We start from the raw sequence: 16,567 nt of genomic DNA on the forward strand, positions 1-16,567 counted from the left end.
ATCGCCATGCCCCCCCTCTCCCCTGAAGGGGAGAGGGCTAAAGGGCAACTCCTCACCGTAAAACGGCGCCCTAGATCAGCCCGCCATATTGCTGGATCCCCGGAAAGGCGAGGCTCGTCCCGCCGTTGCGGCGGATCGCGCCGATCGCCTGATCGACGCGCAGATAGCGCGCCCGCGCATCGGGCTCGAACAGGATCGTCGCGGGTTCGGGCCGCTCCGACGCCGCTTTCACCAACACGCCCAGCTGCGCGAGATCGACCGGCTCGGTGTTCCAGCGGATGACGTCGTCGGTGCCGATGGTGATGCGGTTCTCGTCCGCCACCGGGGGGCCGCCGTCGATGCCCGGCAGCGTAATGTCCACGCTGTGCGTCGGCGGCGGGATGGTAATGATGAACATCACCAGCATCACCAGCATCACGTCGATCAGTGGGGTGGTGTTGATGTCGGGATCGCCGCTCGGGTCGGCGCGGAAAATGCTGCGGTGGAATTGGCTGCGTCGGCGCATCGTCTCTCTCCCTCTAGCGAGATGCAGCGCCGGTATCGCTATGTTCGCGAGCCAAAGCCCCGCACCGCGGACCGGCCCCCTCGCGCCGCTCGCAAGCGGTCGCCGATCCGATTGTTATGGTATATCATTATTTCGCCGACGCAAATAAAAAGCGTGCGGGCGCGGATTCCCCACGCCTTGCCCGCAAAAAGAAAGGGCGGCACCTTGCGGTACCGCCCCTCTTTTCTCTGTCCGAAACCGGACGGGGAAATCTTACATGCCCGAGCCCGGGCCGTAGGTGATTTCCACGCGGCGGTTCTGGTCGTTGCGGACGCCATCGGCGGTTGCAACGGCCGGACGGGTTTCACCGAAGCCCTGCGCGCTGATCGAGCCATCCGAGATACCGCGAGCGGTGAGATAGCTGCGAACGGCGTCGTTGCGACGGTTCGACAGGCCGACGTTGTAGGTCGCCGAGCCCGAGCGGTCGGCGTGACCGGCGAGCATGACCTGCGTCCCCGTGCAACCACGGTTGTAGGCGCTGATGGCGTTGTCCAGCGTCGACGCCGCTTCGGGCGTGATGTTCGACTGATCCCAGTCGAAGTAGACGATGTACGGGCCAGGCGCACACACCACCGGCGGAGGCGGCGGGGGAGGCGGGGGCGGCGGGGGAGGCGGCGGCGGCGGCGGGGGAGGCGGCAGCGGAGGTGCCACCGGTTCCGCACCACCGAAGTTGTACGTCAGCGTGCCGAGGATCGAGTGCGAACGGAAGCGCGTCGAAACGTCGCGGCCGCGCTGATCGACCAGGTCGAGATTGTCGGCGTTGAAGAAGCGATACTTCAGGCCGACGTCCCAGTTGCGGGTCAGCGGCGCGCGGACGCCGGCGATCGCCTGCCAGGCGAAGCCCGTGTCCGAATCGTCGAGCCACGGACCGGCGAGGACCGGAGCGACATCGACGCGGGCCACACCGACACCGCCGCCGACGAAGCCCTGAAGGCCGTCATCGTCGCCGAAGTCGAGCATGCCGTTGACCATGAAGCTCAGCGCGTTGGAATCGCCGTTCATCGGGAAGTTGCCGGTGATCAGGTTGCCCGTGCCATTGGCCGAGCCCGGAATGCCGGGGGTGTTGATGCGACCGGCCTTGATGTCGGCTTCGCGATAGCCGACTTCGACTTCCGCGCGGAAACCGCCGAAATCATAACCGACGACGCCTTCGAAGTCGTAGCCGGTCTTGTGGTCGAGCGTGGCTGCATTGTTGAAGGTAGCGATGTCGAGGTCCAAGTCCTCGACGATCATGACACCGCCCCCAACTCCTACGTACCAGGAGTCGTCGCGCGCCAGAGCCGGCGTCGCAAGGGCAGTGGAGGCCAACGCCACGGCGGCGGCAAGCTTCCTCATAGTAGATTCCCCTTTCAAATGAGATTTAACGTCTCGCAGACGTCCTACCCCCGCCTTTGGTTCCGCGCAAGCGAACAAATTGCCAATCTGTTGCCAAAAAGCCGCACTCGCCGCGCGATAGGTGGTAAATTTCGCCCTAAATCAGAAGACCATGGCCGACGAGAGCCAGAATCAGCGCGTCGATCGCGGCGCGCGCTTGGGAGTCGACCGTCGCACCGCCCGCCGGACTCGCGATCGTGTCGGGTTCGAACCAGTCCGCGTCGTCGAATCGCAGCCAAGCTCCGTCGCTTAGCCGCACGACCCGCATGCCCGGACGCGGCGCCACGAAACGCCAGCCGCCGGCGGTCCACAGCGCGACCGCGCCGTCCGCGTCAGCCCAGGCGCCGGTCGCGCCCGCGCCGACGATCCAGCCCTGCCCGGCGAGCGGCGCGACGGGCGGATCGGCCTGCGGTCCGTCCTCGACTGCGGGCTGGACCAGGAGGTCGAGCAGCGCCAGCGCCTCATTGTGCGTCACCTCCTTCTGCGCCTGCGCCATCGCAAGCAGCGGCAGCGCCAGGCGCGGGGTGCTCGGCAGGTCGGTCATCGGCTAATCCTTTCAATCCAGGGGAAGAACAAGCGGCGGCGACAGCGCGAAATCGCCGACCTGCCGGATCTCGAAACTGGTCCCCGGCGGCAGCCCGGCGACCTCGGCCGCGGCCAGATGCAGCGTCGGCGCGGTGCAGTCCCACGGGCCGACGCCCGGGATCGCGGGCACCGCCGCCACACGCCACGCCTCGCGCCCTTCGCCCAGCGGCAGGTCGACCCCGTCGCGCCAGCCGGGATCGACGCGGCTGCGGCGGATCCAGCCGAGCAGCAGCCCGCCCGCCCCGTCGGACACCGCGCGCCCATGCACCGGCGCCAGCGGGCGCAACGCCGCCCCGCCGCCGGGCACCGCGACGTCGATCGTCGCGCTGTCGTTCCGCGCCGCCCATTGCAGCACCGCCGCCCCACCCTCGGCCCATCCTGCCAGCGCGTCGGGCAGCGCCAGCAACGCCGCATCGTCGAGCCACACGAACGGGGTTCCCGCAGCGTGCGTCCCCACGGTTTCGGTCCCCGCGCGGCCGCGCAGCAGGTGCGACAACCGCCACAACCCAGCACCCAGCGCTTCCGCCCGGCCGAACTGGACCAGCTCGCCGCCGACCATCGCGCGATTCGCGCCGCCGAGCAGGTGGACATCGTCGACCGACACCAGCGCCATCGTCGGATTCTCCAGCAAAACCAGAATATTATTCACGTCGTCGAACAGCGTCGAGTCGCCGCCCGCCAGCGGCTCCGATAGCGTACCGAGCGCCGCCGCCGGACGGATCGCGCCCACCGGAACGGGCTCGGCGCCCGGCGCCGGAACCAGCCAGGCGTCGGCGCCGCGCCAGCCGTCATTCTCGCCTGCCGCCGCAACCAGGATGCGCGGTGCGGTCGCCGCCGTCCCGCCAAGGCTCGGCAGATCGAACAGCCTGACCAGTCCTTCGCTGTCGGGCCAGTCGGGCGCGAGCACCGGCACCCCCGGCTCGGCCGCGCCCTCCTCGACCGCGAGAGGCTGGTGTCGCCGCAGCTCGAGCCGCACCGTGGCATCTTTCACCGTCCGCGCTGCAACGCGCCAGGCGCTCCCGTCGGCCAGCGTCGCCACGCCGCCGACCGGCAGCGCCAGCGCCGCCAGATCGCCCTGCCATAGTCGCGTCTCGCGCCCGTCGCCCGCCGCCGCGGCGATCCGCCGCGCCAGCGCGCGTGCCCCTTCGGCGGGCAGCACCGCGGGCAGGTCGATCCGCTCCTCGCGCCGCCCCCCGCCCGCCACTGCGCTCGTCTGCTGGCCCAGCTGATAGTCGCGCTCGGGCTCGTAATGGCGCAACCGGATCGCCCCCGGCAGCGCCGACAGCGGCGCGCGGCGCGTCTCGGCGATATCGACCGGCGCCTCCACGCGGCGCGCCTCGGCGAAATCCGCCAGCGCGACCGCCGCGCCCGTCGCATCCGCCGGCGCCAGCCGCCAGTGGCCGGGCGCGCTCACCAGCCGCACCGCATCGACCTCGAACAGCGGCGCGAGCGCGTCGCGCACCCGGTCGCCCGACGCCGCATAGCCGGAAAACACGGTCTGCCCCGCGGAGAACTCCGCCTCGCCGGTCAGCGCGCTACCGACCAGCCCGGCATCGACCCCGGCGTCATCGGCCTCGACCTCGAAGGTCAGCGACGGGATACGATTGCCGAAACTTGCGAGCTCCAGCTCCTCGAACACCGCATAGGCGAGCCCGCGGAACGCGCTCGCCTCGTCCATCCCCACCGCCGCCGCGATAAGCGGATCGACCGGCTGGTCCTCGCCGCCTGCATACCAGCGAAAGGTGCAGCGCTCCTGAAAGGTCCCGCTCGTCCCACGCAGCAGATTGCCGTCGGCCCAGATGCGCCGGATCGCGCCGATCGGCCGCGACGACAGCGCGACCGCCAGCGACACCGCATAGCTATATTCGGTCGTCGATGGCCGTCCCTTGCCGCCGCCATGCTTCTCGCGCCGTTCGATCAGGTCGGTCGCCCAGATCACGCTCCCCGCAACGCGCATCGTCCCGAACAGCTTAGGGATCTGCTGACCATAGGTCGATGCCTGCACCTTGAGGTCGGCGAGCCGCGGCCCCTCGCGCCCCTTGGGCTTGAATATCTGCGCGTCGATCTGCTGCCCCGCAAAGGCCCCGATCGCCGCCCCGATCGGCCCGCCAACGATCCCGCCGACCACCGTCAGCACCAGCGTTGCCATGCTCACGCTCCTTGAAAAAGCCGCCACCGCGCCGCCGCGCGAACCCCATCTTCGAGCGGCGCCTCCACCACCCGCCGCAGCCCGGCATGCGCGTGCACCAGGCTCGCCGGCCCGATCAGCCCCAGATGAAATTGCCCGGCCGCAAAGGCGAACAGCGCGACATCGCCCGTCCGCGCGCCGTCGCAAACCAACCCAAACCCCGCCGCAACCAGGCCCGCCTCGATCCGCCCCCGCGCCCATCCGCGCAGCGGATAGTCCCCGGGTCGCACCAGCCGTACCCCCGCCGCCGCATAGGCCGCCCACACCAGCCCCACGCAGTCGAGCCCCATCGCCGGATCGCTCCCCTGAACCCGGAACCGCGCCCCGACCATGCCTCGCGCCGCTGCAAAAGCGCGCGCGCCCACCAGTTCGTCGAGCGCCTCATCCACCCGGATAGCGCGTGAGCAGATCATTGCCCGGCAGATGCGCCTCGCCGCGAAAATTCACCGCGTTGCCGAAGCGTGCGCGGCACGTCGCGAGCTGCTTGTCGCACCCCTCGGTCAGCCGCACCCGCGCCGGCAGCGCGGGGAGCACGGCCGGAACCTCGGCCAGCTGCAGCGCCGTCCCGTCGTCGGCGATCACCGGCGACGCCAGCCCGCATGCCGCGCCCTCGATCCACAGCAATTCGCCGAACGCCATGCTTCCCGCCGCCACCGGCGCGTCGAGCGTCACCGACCGCCCCTCGATCGCCACCACGCGCCGAACATGCGTCAAAGGCGCCAGATCGACCCGGCACGCCCGGTCGCCGAGCGCCGCACGGCACGACGGCGAGGTCGCCGGGCACGCCGGTCCATCGAGCCGCCGCAGCACCCCCTGCAGTTCGGCCGCGAACGCCGCGCCGCGCCGCTCGACCGCGCCGAGCTCGCCGCGCGCGACCACGATCGGCGCCTCCGCCTCGGGCGCGCGCCAGTCGGTCACCATCAATAGCAGTTCGGCCCCGTCCCAGCGCCCGGCATCGAGGTCCGCGGCGGCAATCGCCACGCTCGACACCGCGCCCTCCAAGTCCATCGTCTCGACCTCCAGGCTGTCGCTCGTCTCGAGCGCCGAAGGCTTCATCCCCGGCGCCGCGCGATAGGGGGTGCCGTCGATGACGAGGTCGCGGTCGTGCGAGGTCAGCCCGACGACCACCCCGTCGCGCCGGGCCAGCCGCCAGCACCAGGCAAGCGTGACCAGTTCCTCGCGCAGCCAATCGGGCGCGGCGGTCAACATCACCATGGCGCCCGCACCTCGACCAGCGGCACATTGGCCATCTCGCCCGCCAGGAAGGTCGCGCGGCTCACCTCCAGCCGGTCCTCGGCAAAACGCACCGGTACGTCGAAGCGGAACCCAGCCCGCACCGCGATCCCCGCCGCAGGGGCTACGTCGAGCAGCACCTCGCCCTCCCCGGTCACCTCGAACGCCCCCGTCTCGACCCCGCCGACGGATACACGCACGCTGCCCGCGACCGGCAGGCGGATCGGCCGCAGCTGCACCGCGTCACCCGCGCCATAATGCTTCACCAGCGCGAACTGCCGCCGGCTCCCGTCGCCGGTCCCCAGCATCTGGTCGTCCGCCGCCGGCAGCCCGCCATCGGCAGCCGACCCATGATCGAACGGATCGCGAAAGCGGAACGCCCGCGCCGCCCCGCGCCGCGCGCGAAAAAAGTCTGCGAGCGCGCGCACATCGGCCTCGGACCGCACCCCGGGACCCGCATCATAGCGCATGCGCGCCTCGGCCCATTCGCTCGCGCGCTGCTCGTGCCCCGACGGCGAGCTCACGATCTGCGTCGAAAATTCGGTGATGCACAGCGCCTCGCGCCCGATCGCCAGCGGGAAATCCACCGCATCATAAGCCTGCACCTCATCCTCCCCGTCGAACCAGACGAACCCGTCGCGCGCGACCTGCGGCAACGCCCAGACGAACGTGCGCGCCACCCCCGCGCGCGCGCTCGCCCCGGCCGCCTCGGCGATCGCCGCCCAATGGCCGCGATCCTCCGCCAGCAGCACGAAACCCGCAAAATAATGCTGATCCTCAATGGGATAGCCCAACCGCGCCACCATCGCGTCGCGCGCCGGCCCGGTCTCCGCCCCGCGCCCACTCGTCACCCAGTCATAATCCTCGAGCTGCAGCACATCGAACGCCGGCGCGCCCCAACCGAGCGGCACATTCGCGCGCCGCAGCTCGGGCGCCGCCGGATCGAGAACCGTCGGCAGGAAGACCAAGAGATGGCTGGTAAAATCGCCCGCCCCCGCCTCGTCGCGCGCCGCTTCAACCAAGGCCTCCGTCGACGTGGCGAGCAGCGCCCCCAAAGCATCGAGCATCGCCACCTGCCCCGCATCGAGCGTCCCGCGCACATCGGCGATCGCCACGCTAGCCCCGCCCAGCGCCGCGCCCGTCGCCGCGTCATAGCCGTAGATCTTGCCGCCCGCATTGACCCACCACCAGGGCTCGCCGACCTGGAACTTCACCGGCAGCTCCGCCGCCACCGCGAGTCCCACGAACGCCCGCGCGACCAGCTGCAAATAGCCCATCGCGCTCGCATTCGCGGGCGACAGCAAGGTCGACGGCGGCACCCAGCCGGTCAGCGCCGGCACGCCCTCGGCGTCGCGCTGCTTCCAGTCGCCCCAGCAATAGTCGTCGAAATATTCGTAGGACAGCGACCAGATCAGCCCCAACCCCGCCGCCGCGCTTTCGCTCGCCAGCGCCGCGTGCCACGCCGCGCAAGGCGCATTGATCGTCCCGCCCGCCAGGCTCGCATAAAAGCCCCCGCCCGACGCCTCGAGCCGCATATAATGGCTCATCCCGACATAATGGACGACGTCGCCGCGATAGCCGAGCGCCATCACCTGCCGCACCACCCGCGCGGGAGTCAGATGGTAACAATCGTCATAGCCGTTGGTCATCCCCAGCCGATGCTCGGGCAGCATCGCATCGCCGATCGCCAGCACCGATCCCGAGCCTGCCACTGCAATCTCGCTCATCTCAGCCCAGCCCTCGGCCGGGTCCGCGAGCACGCCTTCCCCACCGTCGTAACCCGGCGGCACCAGCGACACGAACATCCGGTCGATATCGCCCGCCCATACCGGATCCGCCTCGCCGGGCAGCAGAAAACCGCCGTCGAGCGCATCGAAATCGAGGCTGATCGCCGCATCCTCGGGATCACCGACAGCATAATTCCACAGCCGCACATACCAGGCGCGCGGCTCTCCCGCGGCATCGCGCCCCTCGATCGTCAGCGTCGGCCCGTGCAGCGCATCGAGCGGCTTCACCCCGCCCGACCGCCAGCGGAACGAAAGCTGCGTGTGCCGGAAATCGCGCTTCGTCTCATAAGCCAGCAGCGGATGATCCCACCGATCCTCCGCCGCCCAGATCAGCCCCGCCAGATCGTGCTTCCGATAGAAGACCGTCTCGACGCGCAGCGCTTGCGGCCCCATGGTCGTCACGCTCGCCATCATCGGCCGCGCAAAATCGACCGTCCAGAAACGCGGATCGAACCGCTTGATCCAGACCTTCCTCTGATGCGGCTCGGCCGCCACCAAGGCCCAGCCCATCACTCGGCCTCCACCGCGCGCCGCACCGCGCGCGCCAGCTGCCGCCCGGTCTGCGCCAGCCGCCCCGGCTCGCTCCCCGCCTCGCCGCGCACATTCACCGTGATCGCGATATTGCGTACGCCGCCGCCCGCCGCCTCGATCCGCCCGCTCGCCGTCGGCACGAACAGCTCGGGTCCGCGCTCGCCGACGCGGTACGCGCGCCCGGCGCTCACCGGCCCGCCCGTCGCGCGCCCCGGTGCGCCGAACAGCGCCTGCGCGATCGAAACGCCCAGCGACAGCAGCCCGCCGCCGCTACCGCGCCCCTGCTGCCCGCCGCCGAAAGCGTTGGAGATCGCCGCGCGCGCGATATCGGCCATCACCGACAGCGCCAGCCGCTTCAGATCCTCGAACCCCAGCTTGCCCGTCACGATCGCACGCGTCAGCGCATTCTCGATCCGCCGCCCCGCCGCATCGGCCCCCGCCGCGAGCGATCCTTCCAGCTCGGCGCGCAGGCTTGCCACGTCGCGCCGGAACGCGCCGGTGTCGGCGCGCACCGTTACCAGCGCCTCGTCGATGTCATCGCCCATCGGGAAAAACCTCCATCATCGCCGCCAGCGCGTCGCGGTCCACCCCGGCCGCCGCTGCGTCGTCGTCCACCCAGCCCGCCAGCACCGCCGCCGCCTCGGCCGGCGTCGCCGCCCAAAATTCACCCGGCCGCCACCCCGCCAGCCGCGCCATCAGCCCCGCCAGCCGCACCGCGCCCGGCCCGAACGCGCCGCTCATCGGCCCTGCAAAATCTGCCCGAGCAATATACGCAGCGCCGGCGTCACCGCCGCCAGCCCTGCCGCGACCACCGCTTCGCCGACCGCCTCGCGCGTCAGCCCTTCGGGCCGCTCGCTCACGCAATGCCAGAACAAGGCCGCCAGTTCGCCCAGCCCCAACCGCCCATCGGCGGCACGCTCGACCAGCGCGAACAGCGGCCCCAGCTCGCCCTCGGCCTCGACCAATGCTGCAAAGCTCGGCCGCAGCACGAACGCCTCGCCCGCGACGATCAGCTCCGCTTCGCCGCGCAGCATATTTGCTCCGCCGCTCACAGGCTCACCACCGCGCCGCTCGACTCGAGGTTCAGCGTATATTGCCGCTCGCCATTATAATCGCCGGCATAGTCGAGCCGCGTCACCAGGAAGCGTCCCTGCATCCGCTCGCCGCTCTCGAAGCTCAGCTCATAGGCGTCGATCGCCCCCGACAGCGCATGGCCGCGCAGCCGCGCCTCGGCGTCGGAGCCGGTGAAGATGCCCGCCGCGCTCACCGACACCGAACGCACTCCGGCGCCCGACAACAGCTCGCGCCAGCCGCCCGAATCCTTGGTCGTGACGTTCACCGCCTCGCCGTTCACCGACAGCTGCGTCGTGCGCAGCCCCGCCACCGTGGCATAGGCCGGCGGCACCGCGCCGTCGCCGATCTTGAGCAAAAATGCGCTCCCATTTTCGATTGCCATCGTCTATTCTCCTTGCCTCACAAGAACATCCGCAAACGGGGAGTCGCAGGATGCTGTTCACATCGATACTCTTGGCCGCCATGGCGCCCGCTTCGACCGCGAACGTCGACACGGCGCGCGCCGCCTTCACCAAATGCCTGCGCACCGACATGAAGAAGTCGCTCGAGGCCAAGATGGGCGAGGCCGAATATGAAATGGCGCTGAAATCCAACTGCTCGGAAGAACGCGACGCCTTCCGCGCCGCGGTCATCGCCTTCGGCCGCGCCGCCGGCGACAGCGAAAAGAACGCAACCGACGACGCCGACATGCAGATCGAGGATTATCACGCGAACTTCACCGACAAATTCAAGGACTACAGCTCGACCAACACCCTCCCGGGCGAGTGATTTTGCTGCGGTAGACCTGCAGCAAAAAGTGCAGCAAAACACCGGGCTCCCCTCACTGAAAGGGAGGGGTAGCGAGACTTGCGAACTTGTTCGCCAGTCGCAGCTGGGGGTGGGTCCGCGGGATAAGACAGACGCTCGCTTCGCTCGCACCCACCCCTCCCTTGCAGGGAGGGGAGCTATAACGCCACCAAACACCGGCACCGCACGACAATCTCGTGCCGCCACCCTCCATCCTTCGCAAACGCAAAGCGCGTCCGCACCACCCGCGCGCTGACGATCGACCAGCCACCCGCCCCGCCGCGCATCTCCGGCACCAGCGCCTCGATCCGCCCCGCCGCCGCGTCGCCCGCCGCCTCGCCGGCTCCGACCAGCGCCAGCGTCATGCGCACCTCGCGCCCGGCGGCATCCTTCGTCCCCCAGTCGCTCCCCTCGGCCCCGCCGATACTGACATAGGGCGCGCTCGCCCGCGCCGGCACGCCGTCGAACACCCCGTGCACCAGCCCCGCCAGCACCACATCGTCCGCCAGCACGCGCAGCGCCCGCGCGCGTATCGCTGCCTCGGCGCCGCTCATCGTCCCAGCCTCACGCGCCGCCACGGCTGCCACAGCGCCGCGACGATCGCCGGCGGCGCGCACCCGAATTCGCCCCGGGCTTCGCTCCGCGCCTCGTGCAGATGCTGGATCATCCGCGCCAACCCCTGGCGGATCGCCTCGGGAACCCCATTGACCTCGCTCGCCAGCCCGGCGCGATAGGTCATGCGCACATGCGTCGCGTCGCCCGGCGCGTCGATCCGCACCCGCGCGGCGCCATCGCGGTCGATCTCGCACCGCCAGGCATCGCCCGCCAGTGCCGTCTCGGCGCCGCCGACCAGCCCCGTCACCGCCTCGACCGCCACCACCGGCCGCTTGATCAGCCTGATCCAGCCCGCCGCCACCGGCATCTCTTCGGTCACCGCGCGCGCGATCAGCATCTGCCCGGTAAAGGCCTCGCACAGATCGGCCGCGCTCCGGATCAGCCCCGCGACCACCGCGTCGTCCTGGCCCGCGCCCAGCCGCAGCCACGCCTTCGCCTCGGCGACGCCCACCGGCGCCGCGCCCTTCTCGATCGCGGTGATCATCAGCGTTCCTCCACCCGCAGCATGATCGAACGTTCGTCGATCTGCCCGTCGCTCAGCGTGACCCGGTTGGTCACGCGATACAGGCCGCCCGCGACCCCGCCCGCGATCGTCGCGGCACAGCGCAGCAAGTCGTGGCTCGCGCCCGCCACCGCCACGCCCCCGTCGACATCGGGCTCGACCGCCCAGCTCGCATCTTCGATGGTCTGCCCGTCCAGATAGGCATCGCCCCAGTCGAACGCATAATCGATCCGCGCCCCCGGATCCTTGATCAGCAACATCTTATTTCTCCCGCCCGCATCCGATCCTCCCCACTTGTGGGAGGTGGCAGCGCGAAGTGCTGACGGAGGGGGCTGGCATCCTCACGCGACTTCGCGTCGGGACGCCAGCCCCCTCCACCATGCTTCGCATGGTCCCCCTCCCCGTTCCGGGAGGATTTCGTCTTCACCTCTTCCTCGCGACCACCCGCCGTTCGCGCGCTTGCGCCCCGGCCCCGCCGCCGCGCCCCGCGCCCAGCACGGCCCCCAACCGCGGCCCGGCCCACTCGCCCGCCAGGTCGCGGACCCCGGCATCGCCGATCGCCGCGCCCGACAGCGCGCGCGCGCCCATCATGCCGCCGCTCCGGCGACCAGCCCCGCGATCAGGAACAAAGCCAACTGGTCGCTGCGCACCCCGAAGCGGTCGTGCCAATCGCCGTCCGCATCCTGCCAGCGGTCGAAACAGAGGAAGGCATAAGGCGTGCGCCCCGGCCGCCCGTCGGCCCCGATCGCATCGACCAGCCCCTCGTCGGCCATCACCGCCCAGACATGCTGCGCGCGCACCCCGAAATGCCGCCGGGCGTCATCGGCGCCCTTCGCCGCGATCGCATCTTCCCACTGGAAAAAGCCCAGCACGCCCGCGATCCGCTGCGCCGCGCGCAGCTCGGCCGCGCTCGCGCCGCCCTGCCAGCGTTTCTCGCGCGCATCCGATGTGTTGATCGTCCCCGTCGCCGCATAGACCGTCGACCAGCGAAAGCCGCTCAGCCCCAATGTCTGCGCATTGTCGGCACCCGGCCGAAACCGCCCGGCATTGTCGAGCACCGCCGCCTTGTCGAGCAGCCCCGCGTTCGACACGCTGAATTTCAGGTCGGTCTGCCCGCCATGCCCCACGGGCATCGTCGCCGCGATCTACGCACGCACCCCGGCGCCGCTCACCGATCCATCGGCAGAGCGAAAGTTCAGCGCGGCAAAGGCCGCATTCGCGCTCCACCCCACGGTCCCCGCCTGCGTATCGGCGATCTCGATCACCACCGGCGCGCTGCCGTCGACCGCCGAACTGCCCTTGACCACCAGCCGCTGCCCCGGCGCCTCTTCGCCCACGCCCAGATTGCCCGCGCAGACGAAGCCGCCGCCGCTCCGCTGGTGAACGAGCGCGCTCGCGGGCACATTGACCCAGCCGCTGCCGCGCCGCACCGTCACGCTGTCCGCCGCCTCGACAGCGCTCGCCGACGAATGCCCGGTCGAGACCGGCTGCTTGCCCGCAATCGCGCCATCATGCCCCGCGACCGCCGCCTGTGTCGCCGCCAGCGCAGTGCCCTGCGCCGTCACCGTCGTGCCGAGCGCCGCCAGCCCCGCGGCATTGGCGGCGACGCCCGCCGCCGCACCGGCCAACGCCGTATCGGCGGCGGAGAACCACCCCGCCCCCGCGGTCAGCGCGACCGTCTTGATCCCGCCCGCGAACGCCACCGCCGCGCCGCCGTTCGACGAAGCCGCGACGACATCGCGCACCAGCCGCCCCTCGGCGTCGAGATGCCCGGTCCCAGTCTCCCATTCGCCGGCATGCGTCACCCCGGCGATCGCATAATGAAAGCTCGCCCCGCCCGGCACCGCCGCGCCGAACGCGCGATGCCCCGGCAAGGCCCCGCCCAGCACCAGCGCACCGCTCCCCGTCCCCGTGCACCGCTCGCGCACCAGGTCGGCAAAAAACAGGCTCGGCATGATCGGCCGTCCTTTCGACTATGATCGATGGAAAAAGACGGACGGGTCGAGCTTCGACCCGTCCGTATGCGCCCGGCCCAATCCCGAAAGGGGAGGGAGCCGGGCCGGGCGCCGCATCGCGCGCCAGCTCAGCTGGCGGCGAATTTCATCAGCTTGATCGCGTTCGAATCGATGATCGCGCCGCCCACCCTTTTGGTTGCATAGAAATGCACGAAGGGCTTGTTGCTGAACGGATCGCGCAGGATGCGCGTCTCGCCGCGGTCGGCGACGAGGTAACCCGCGCGGAAATTGCCGAAGGCGATCGACAGGCTGTCGGCGGCCAGCGCCGGCATGTCCTCGGCCTCGACCACCGGATAGCCAAGCAGGCTCGCCGCCTGCCCCTCGACCAACCCCGGCTGCCAGATAAAGGCGCCGTCGCTCGTCTTGAACTTGCGGATCCGCGCCAGCGTATCGCTGTTCATCACCCAGCACGCCCCCTGGCGGTACGGCGCGCGCAGCGAGTGCACCAGGTCGACCAATTTGTCCTGCGGGTTCGACGCCGCAAACGCCCCCGCGGCCCCCGACGCGATATATTGCAGCTCGCCGAAATCGCGCACCGCATCGGCCTCGTTCGTGGCGGTATAGGACAGGAAGCCCTTGGGCCGGTTGGTCCCGTTGCCGCCGACGAAGGCCGTGCCCTCGGCCACCGCGAACTCGCGCCCGATCTCGTCGGCCAGCCAGGCCTCGACATCGAACATCGCATCGTCGAGCATCGCCTGGCTCGCCGCCGGATTGGCGTAAAGCTCGCCCGACGGCGGCGCGATCTCGGCGAAGCTTCGCGTGTCGGTCTCGGGCCGCGCTGCCGTCTCGCCGACCCAGCCGGCTTCGGTGGCGCCGGTCGCGACCAGCTTGCGATAGCCGCTCGTCCCCGTCTGCACGACGGTCGCGATGCGCCGGATCGGCGACAGCGATTTCAGCGTCGAGGCGATCGACCCGTCGATCTCGCGCGGCACCGCATAGCCGCCCTCGGCGGCGCTAGCGCCCGACAGGCTCTTCATCTCGACCCCCGCATCGATCCCGCGCCGCAGATAGCGCTCGACAAAGGCATCGCGCGCCGGATCGGCGGCCTTCGCCCCATCGAGCGGCAGCCGTCCCGCCGCCACCGCCTGCGCGTCGAGCTGCGCCTTCAGCGCCGACACCGACGCCTTGAGCTCGTCGACCGCCTCGGCCGCCAGCACCGCATCGAACGCGCCCTCCAGCGCATCCGCCTTCACTTCGATATCCACTTCCATGCCCGTCACTCCTTCACCTGATCCACCGCAATCACCCGCGCCAGCGCCTGCATCGGCGCCGCCACCAAACTCACTTCCATGAGGTCGAGCCCCAACAGCTCGCGCGGGTTCGCGCCCCGTGCCGCGGTCACCCGGTACCCGAACGACAATCCCGTCAGCGCCCCGCGCGCGACCAGCGCCGCCGCCGTCGGATGCGTCACCCGCGCCACGACGCGCAGGCCCCGGCTGTCCTCGGCCAGCGCCTCGACCACGCCGACGACGGCCCCCGCCCGATGCTGCCACAACAAGGGCACCCCGCGCCCACGCGCCAGGCTGCGCGCAAAGGCCCCGCCGCGCACCACATCGCCCCCGCGATCGACCCGGTCGAACACCGAGGCGTATCCCGCAAAACGGACCGAAGAACTTTCGCGCAGAGACGCAGAGGACGCAGAGAAAGAAGAAGGCGGCAAAGCCGCCCCGATCTCCGCAACTTCGATCACCGATGCTTCTGCCGTTTTCACGCCCAAAATCTCTGCGATCTCTGCGCCTCTGCGCGAATCCTCTTCTTCGCTTCGCGGCGCCGCGCCGCCGCGTGAACCTGTTCCCCCGACCGCCGCCCTCACCGCAGCAACCCCGGCAGCCCCATCTTCACGGCCAGCCCCACGACGACCAGCGCCAGAACCCCACGCACGGCCCAGTCGACCGCCGCCTTCCACGCGCTCGTCTTCGCATCGCGCCACGCGCCCAGCAGCTGGCGCAGATCGCTCACGTCGCCGCGCGCCGCCTCGTCGGCGAGCCCCAGCCGCGTCAGCGCCCGCCGCGCCCCCATCTCGCTCGCCTCCTCGATCAATGCGCGCAGGATCGCCGCATCGACGGGCGCACCCGCCCCCGCCAGCGCGACCAACCGCGCCAGGGCCTCTTCTTCATCCATGTCGAAATCCTTTCTCGCCTCTCCCCTTGGGGGAGAGGCAGCGAGACTTGTCCGCGCGCAGCGCGGGCTTAGTCGCAGCGGTGAAGGCCCGTCGGCCTCACCCCACCCCCAGCATCGCCTTCTTCTCGTCCGCGGTCAGCCAGTCCGCCGCCGACACCTCGCGCCACAGCGCCATCCGCTCCTCGACAAGCGCCGGCACCTTGTTGAGATCGACCCCCAGCGCCGCGCCCGGAAACCACCCGCGCAACCCCTGCGCGATCGCGCCCAAAATCTTCGCCGCCAGCGGCAGCACCGTCAGCCGCCACAACGCCCGGTTCGCCTCGCGATAATTGGCATAGGTCGCGTCCCCCGGCAGCCCCAGCAGCATCGGCGGCACCCCGAAGGCCATCGCGATCTCGCGCGCCGCGCTGTGTTTCAGCTCCAGGAAATCCATCTCGGCGGGCGACAGGCTCAGCGCCTGCCATTTGAGCCCGCCCTCCAGCAGCAAAGGCCGCCCCGCATTCGCCCCGCCGGCAAAACCCTCGGCCAGCTCCTCGCGCAGCCGCTCGACCTGCTCGGCCGACAGCGGCACGCCCTTGTCGCCCGGATCGTGCACCAGCGCCCCCGACGGCCGTGCCGCATTGGCGAGCAGCGCCGCATTCCACTTCGTCGCCGCATTATGCGCCGCGATCGCCGCCGCCGCCGCGCCCAGGCACCCCGCGCCATAATGATCGTCGAGGGGATGCAGCGCCTTCACATGCACCACCGCGGTCCGCCCCGCGCCATGCTCGGCAGGCAGCGTCACCCCCGACCCGCCCGCGCTGTACCGATAGGCAACCGGCCACCCGCGGCTGTCCGCCTCGACCGTCACCCGCTCGGGCCGCAGCGCGAACAGCTCCGCCGGCGCCCCCGCCCCGTCGGCCAGGATCTGCACATAGCCGTTGCCGTGCAGCAGCAGCTGCGAGGCCAGCGTCTCCACCAGCCCCTGCCCGCCCGACGTCGCCGCGACCAGCGCCGCGAGCCCCGCATCGCTCGCCTCGACCGGCGCGCTCCCGACCGCCTCGGCGACCAGCCGCACCGATCGCTGCACGATCGGGTTCGCCAGATACCCCTCGCGCAGCTGCGCCTCGAACGACAGCGGCGCCGGCGCGCTCCACGCCCCATAGACCCGCGACAAAGCCGGCCGCGCAGAGCCCTGCGCCGCCTTGCGCCCAAACCAGTTCATAAAATTCT

General features: G+C 70.7%; 22 protein-coding genes. 1 reads left to right on the forward strand and 21 read right to left on the reverse strand.

Annotated elements, in window-relative coordinates; genetic code table 11:
• Nucleotides 1-70 precede the first annotated feature (70 nt).
• The 11 genes from BWQ93_RS11535 to BWQ93_RS11585 form a co-directional block, all read right to left on the reverse strand.
• Nucleotides 71-505, reverse strand: a complete 435-nt coding sequence (locus tag BWQ93_RS11535) for an ExbD/TolR family protein (RefSeq protein WP_077030676.1) — start codon at nt 503-505, stop codon at nt 71-73.
• A 252-nt stretch (nt 506-757) separates the two neighbouring features.
• Nucleotides 758-1,879 (reverse strand): OmpA family protein, encoded by a 1,122-nt coding sequence (locus tag BWQ93_RS11540; RefSeq protein ID WP_077030677.1) that lies wholly within the window; start codon nt 1,877-1,879, stop codon nt 758-760.
• Between the two features lie 136 nt (nt 1,880-2,015).
• Nucleotides 2,016-2,462, reverse strand: a complete 447-nt coding sequence (locus tag BWQ93_RS11545; RefSeq protein WP_077030678.1) for a DUF2793 domain-containing protein — start codon at nt 2,460-2,462, stop codon at nt 2,016-2,018.
• A 12-nt stretch (nt 2,463-2,474) separates the two neighbouring features.
• Nucleotides 2,475-4,652, reverse strand: coding sequence for a phage tail protein (locus tag BWQ93_RS11550; protein ID WP_077030679.1), 2,178 nt, complete (start codon nt 4,650-4,652; stop codon nt 2,475-2,477).
• A gap of 2 nt (nt 4,653-4,654) precedes the next feature.
• Nucleotides 4,655-5,080 (reverse strand): NlpC/P60 family protein, encoded by a 426-nt coding sequence (locus tag BWQ93_RS11555; protein ID WP_232314598.1) that lies wholly within the window; start codon nt 5,078-5,080, stop codon nt 4,655-4,657.
• Nucleotides 5,073-5,906 (reverse strand): DUF2163 domain-containing protein, encoded by an 834-nt coding sequence (locus BWQ93_RS11560; protein ID WP_443029338.1) that lies wholly within the window; start codon nt 5,904-5,906, stop codon nt 5,073-5,075. The genes BWQ93_RS11555 and BWQ93_RS11560 overlap by 8 nt, the downstream gene beginning before the upstream one ends.
• Nucleotides 5,900-8,221, reverse strand: coding sequence for a DUF2460 domain-containing protein (locus tag BWQ93_RS11565; RefSeq protein WP_077030680.1), 2,322 nt, complete (start codon nt 8,219-8,221; stop codon nt 5,900-5,902). Before BWQ93_RS11565 ends, BWQ93_RS11560 begins: the two co-directional genes overlap by 7 nt.
• Nucleotides 8,221-8,787 carry a tail tape measure protein gene (locus BWQ93_RS11570; RefSeq protein ID WP_077030681.1) on the reverse strand — a complete coding sequence of 189 codons (567 nt, stop codon included), beginning with the start codon at nt 8,785-8,787 and terminating at the stop codon, nt 8,221-8,223. The genes BWQ93_RS11565 and BWQ93_RS11570 overlap by 1 nt, the downstream gene beginning before the upstream one ends.
• On the reverse strand, nt 8,777-8,983 hold the full coding sequence (locus tag BWQ93_RS11575) for a phage tail assembly chaperone (protein WP_077030682.1): 207 nt from the start codon (nt 8,981-8,983) through the stop codon (nt 8,777-8,779). The genes BWQ93_RS11570 and BWQ93_RS11575 overlap by 11 nt, the downstream gene beginning before the upstream one ends.
• Entirely contained in the window at nt 8,980-9,276 is a 297-nt protein-coding gene (locus BWQ93_RS11580) for a gene transfer agent family protein (protein WP_077030683.1), read from the reverse strand. Before BWQ93_RS11580 ends, BWQ93_RS11575 begins: the two co-directional genes overlap by 4 nt.
• A 14-nt stretch (nt 9,277-9,290) precedes the next feature.
• The gene (locus BWQ93_RS11585; protein WP_077030684.1) at nt 9,291-9,698 is read right to left on the reverse strand and encodes a phage major tail protein, TP901-1 family; all 408 of its coding nucleotides are present in this window, start codon (nt 9,696-9,698) and stop codon (nt 9,291-9,293) included.
• A 50-nt stretch (nt 9,699-9,748) separates the two neighbouring features.
• Between BWQ93_RS11585 and BWQ93_RS11590 the strand changes: the two genes are divergently transcribed.
• Nucleotides 9,749-10,084 (forward strand): hypothetical protein, encoded by a 336-nt coding sequence (locus BWQ93_RS11590; RefSeq protein WP_077030685.1) that lies wholly within the window; start codon nt 9,749-9,751, stop codon nt 10,082-10,084.
• Nucleotides 10,085-10,260: 176 nt separating this feature from the next.
• Here BWQ93_RS11590 and gp17 read toward each other — a convergent pair whose 3' ends face one another.
• The 10 genes from gp17 to BWQ93_RS11635 form a co-directional block, all read right to left on the reverse strand.
• Nucleotides 10,261-10,680, reverse strand: coding sequence for a tail completion protein gp17 (gene gp17 / locus BWQ93_RS11595; RefSeq protein WP_156878211.1), 420 nt, complete (start codon nt 10,678-10,680; stop codon nt 10,261-10,263).
• Nucleotides 10,653-11,201 (reverse strand): head-tail connector protein, encoded by a 549-nt coding sequence (locus BWQ93_RS11600; protein ID WP_077030686.1) that lies wholly within the window; start codon nt 11,199-11,201, stop codon nt 10,653-10,655. The genes gp17 and BWQ93_RS11600 overlap by 28 nt, the downstream gene beginning before the upstream one ends.
• Entirely contained in the window at nt 11,201-11,479 is a 279-nt protein-coding gene (locus BWQ93_RS11605) for a phage fiber-tail adaptor protein (protein WP_077030687.1), read from the reverse strand. Before BWQ93_RS11605 ends, BWQ93_RS11600 begins: the two co-directional genes overlap by 1 nt.
• A 163-nt stretch (nt 11,480-11,642) precedes the next feature.
• The gene (locus tag BWQ93_RS20815; protein ID WP_156878212.1) at nt 11,643-11,810 is read right to left on the reverse strand and encodes a hypothetical protein; all 168 of its coding nucleotides are present in this window, start codon (nt 11,808-11,810) and stop codon (nt 11,643-11,645) included.
• Entirely contained in the window at nt 11,807-12,352 is a 546-nt protein-coding gene (locus tag BWQ93_RS11610) for a tail fiber domain-containing protein (RefSeq protein WP_077030688.1), read from the reverse strand. Before BWQ93_RS11610 ends, BWQ93_RS20815 begins: the two co-directional genes overlap by 4 nt.
• Nucleotides 12,353-12,364: 12 nt before the next feature.
• Nucleotides 12,365-13,174 carry a hypothetical protein gene (locus tag BWQ93_RS11615; RefSeq protein WP_077030689.1) on the reverse strand — a complete coding sequence of 270 codons (810 nt, stop codon included), beginning with the start codon at nt 13,172-13,174 and terminating at the stop codon, nt 12,365-12,367.
• Between the two features lie 128 nt (nt 13,175-13,302).
• Nucleotides 13,303-14,445, reverse strand: coding sequence for a phage major capsid protein (locus BWQ93_RS11620; protein ID WP_077030690.1), 1,143 nt, complete (start codon nt 14,443-14,445; stop codon nt 13,303-13,305).
• 5 nt (nt 14,446-14,450) lie between these two features.
• Entirely contained in the window at nt 14,451-14,858 is a 408-nt protein-coding gene (locus BWQ93_RS11625) for an HK97 family phage prohead protease (RefSeq protein WP_077032356.1), read from the reverse strand.
• Between the two features lie 185 nt (nt 14,859-15,043).
• A complete protein-coding gene (locus BWQ93_RS11630; protein WP_077030691.1) occupies nt 15,044-15,355 on the reverse strand; it encodes a DUF6127 family protein in 312 nt (103 codons plus the stop codon).
• A 97-nt stretch (nt 15,356-15,452) separates the two neighbouring features.
• A complete protein-coding gene (locus BWQ93_RS11635; RefSeq protein ID WP_077030692.1) occupies nt 15,453-16,559 on the reverse strand; it encodes a phage portal protein in 1,107 nt (368 codons plus the stop codon).
• Nucleotides 16,560-16,567 lie beyond the last annotated feature (8 nt).

This window comes from Sphingopyxis sp. QXT-31 (genome assembly GCF_001984035.1).
In the GTDB taxonomy this organism is placed as follows: Bacteria; Pseudomonadota; Alphaproteobacteria; order Sphingomonadales; family Sphingomonadaceae; genus Sphingopyxis.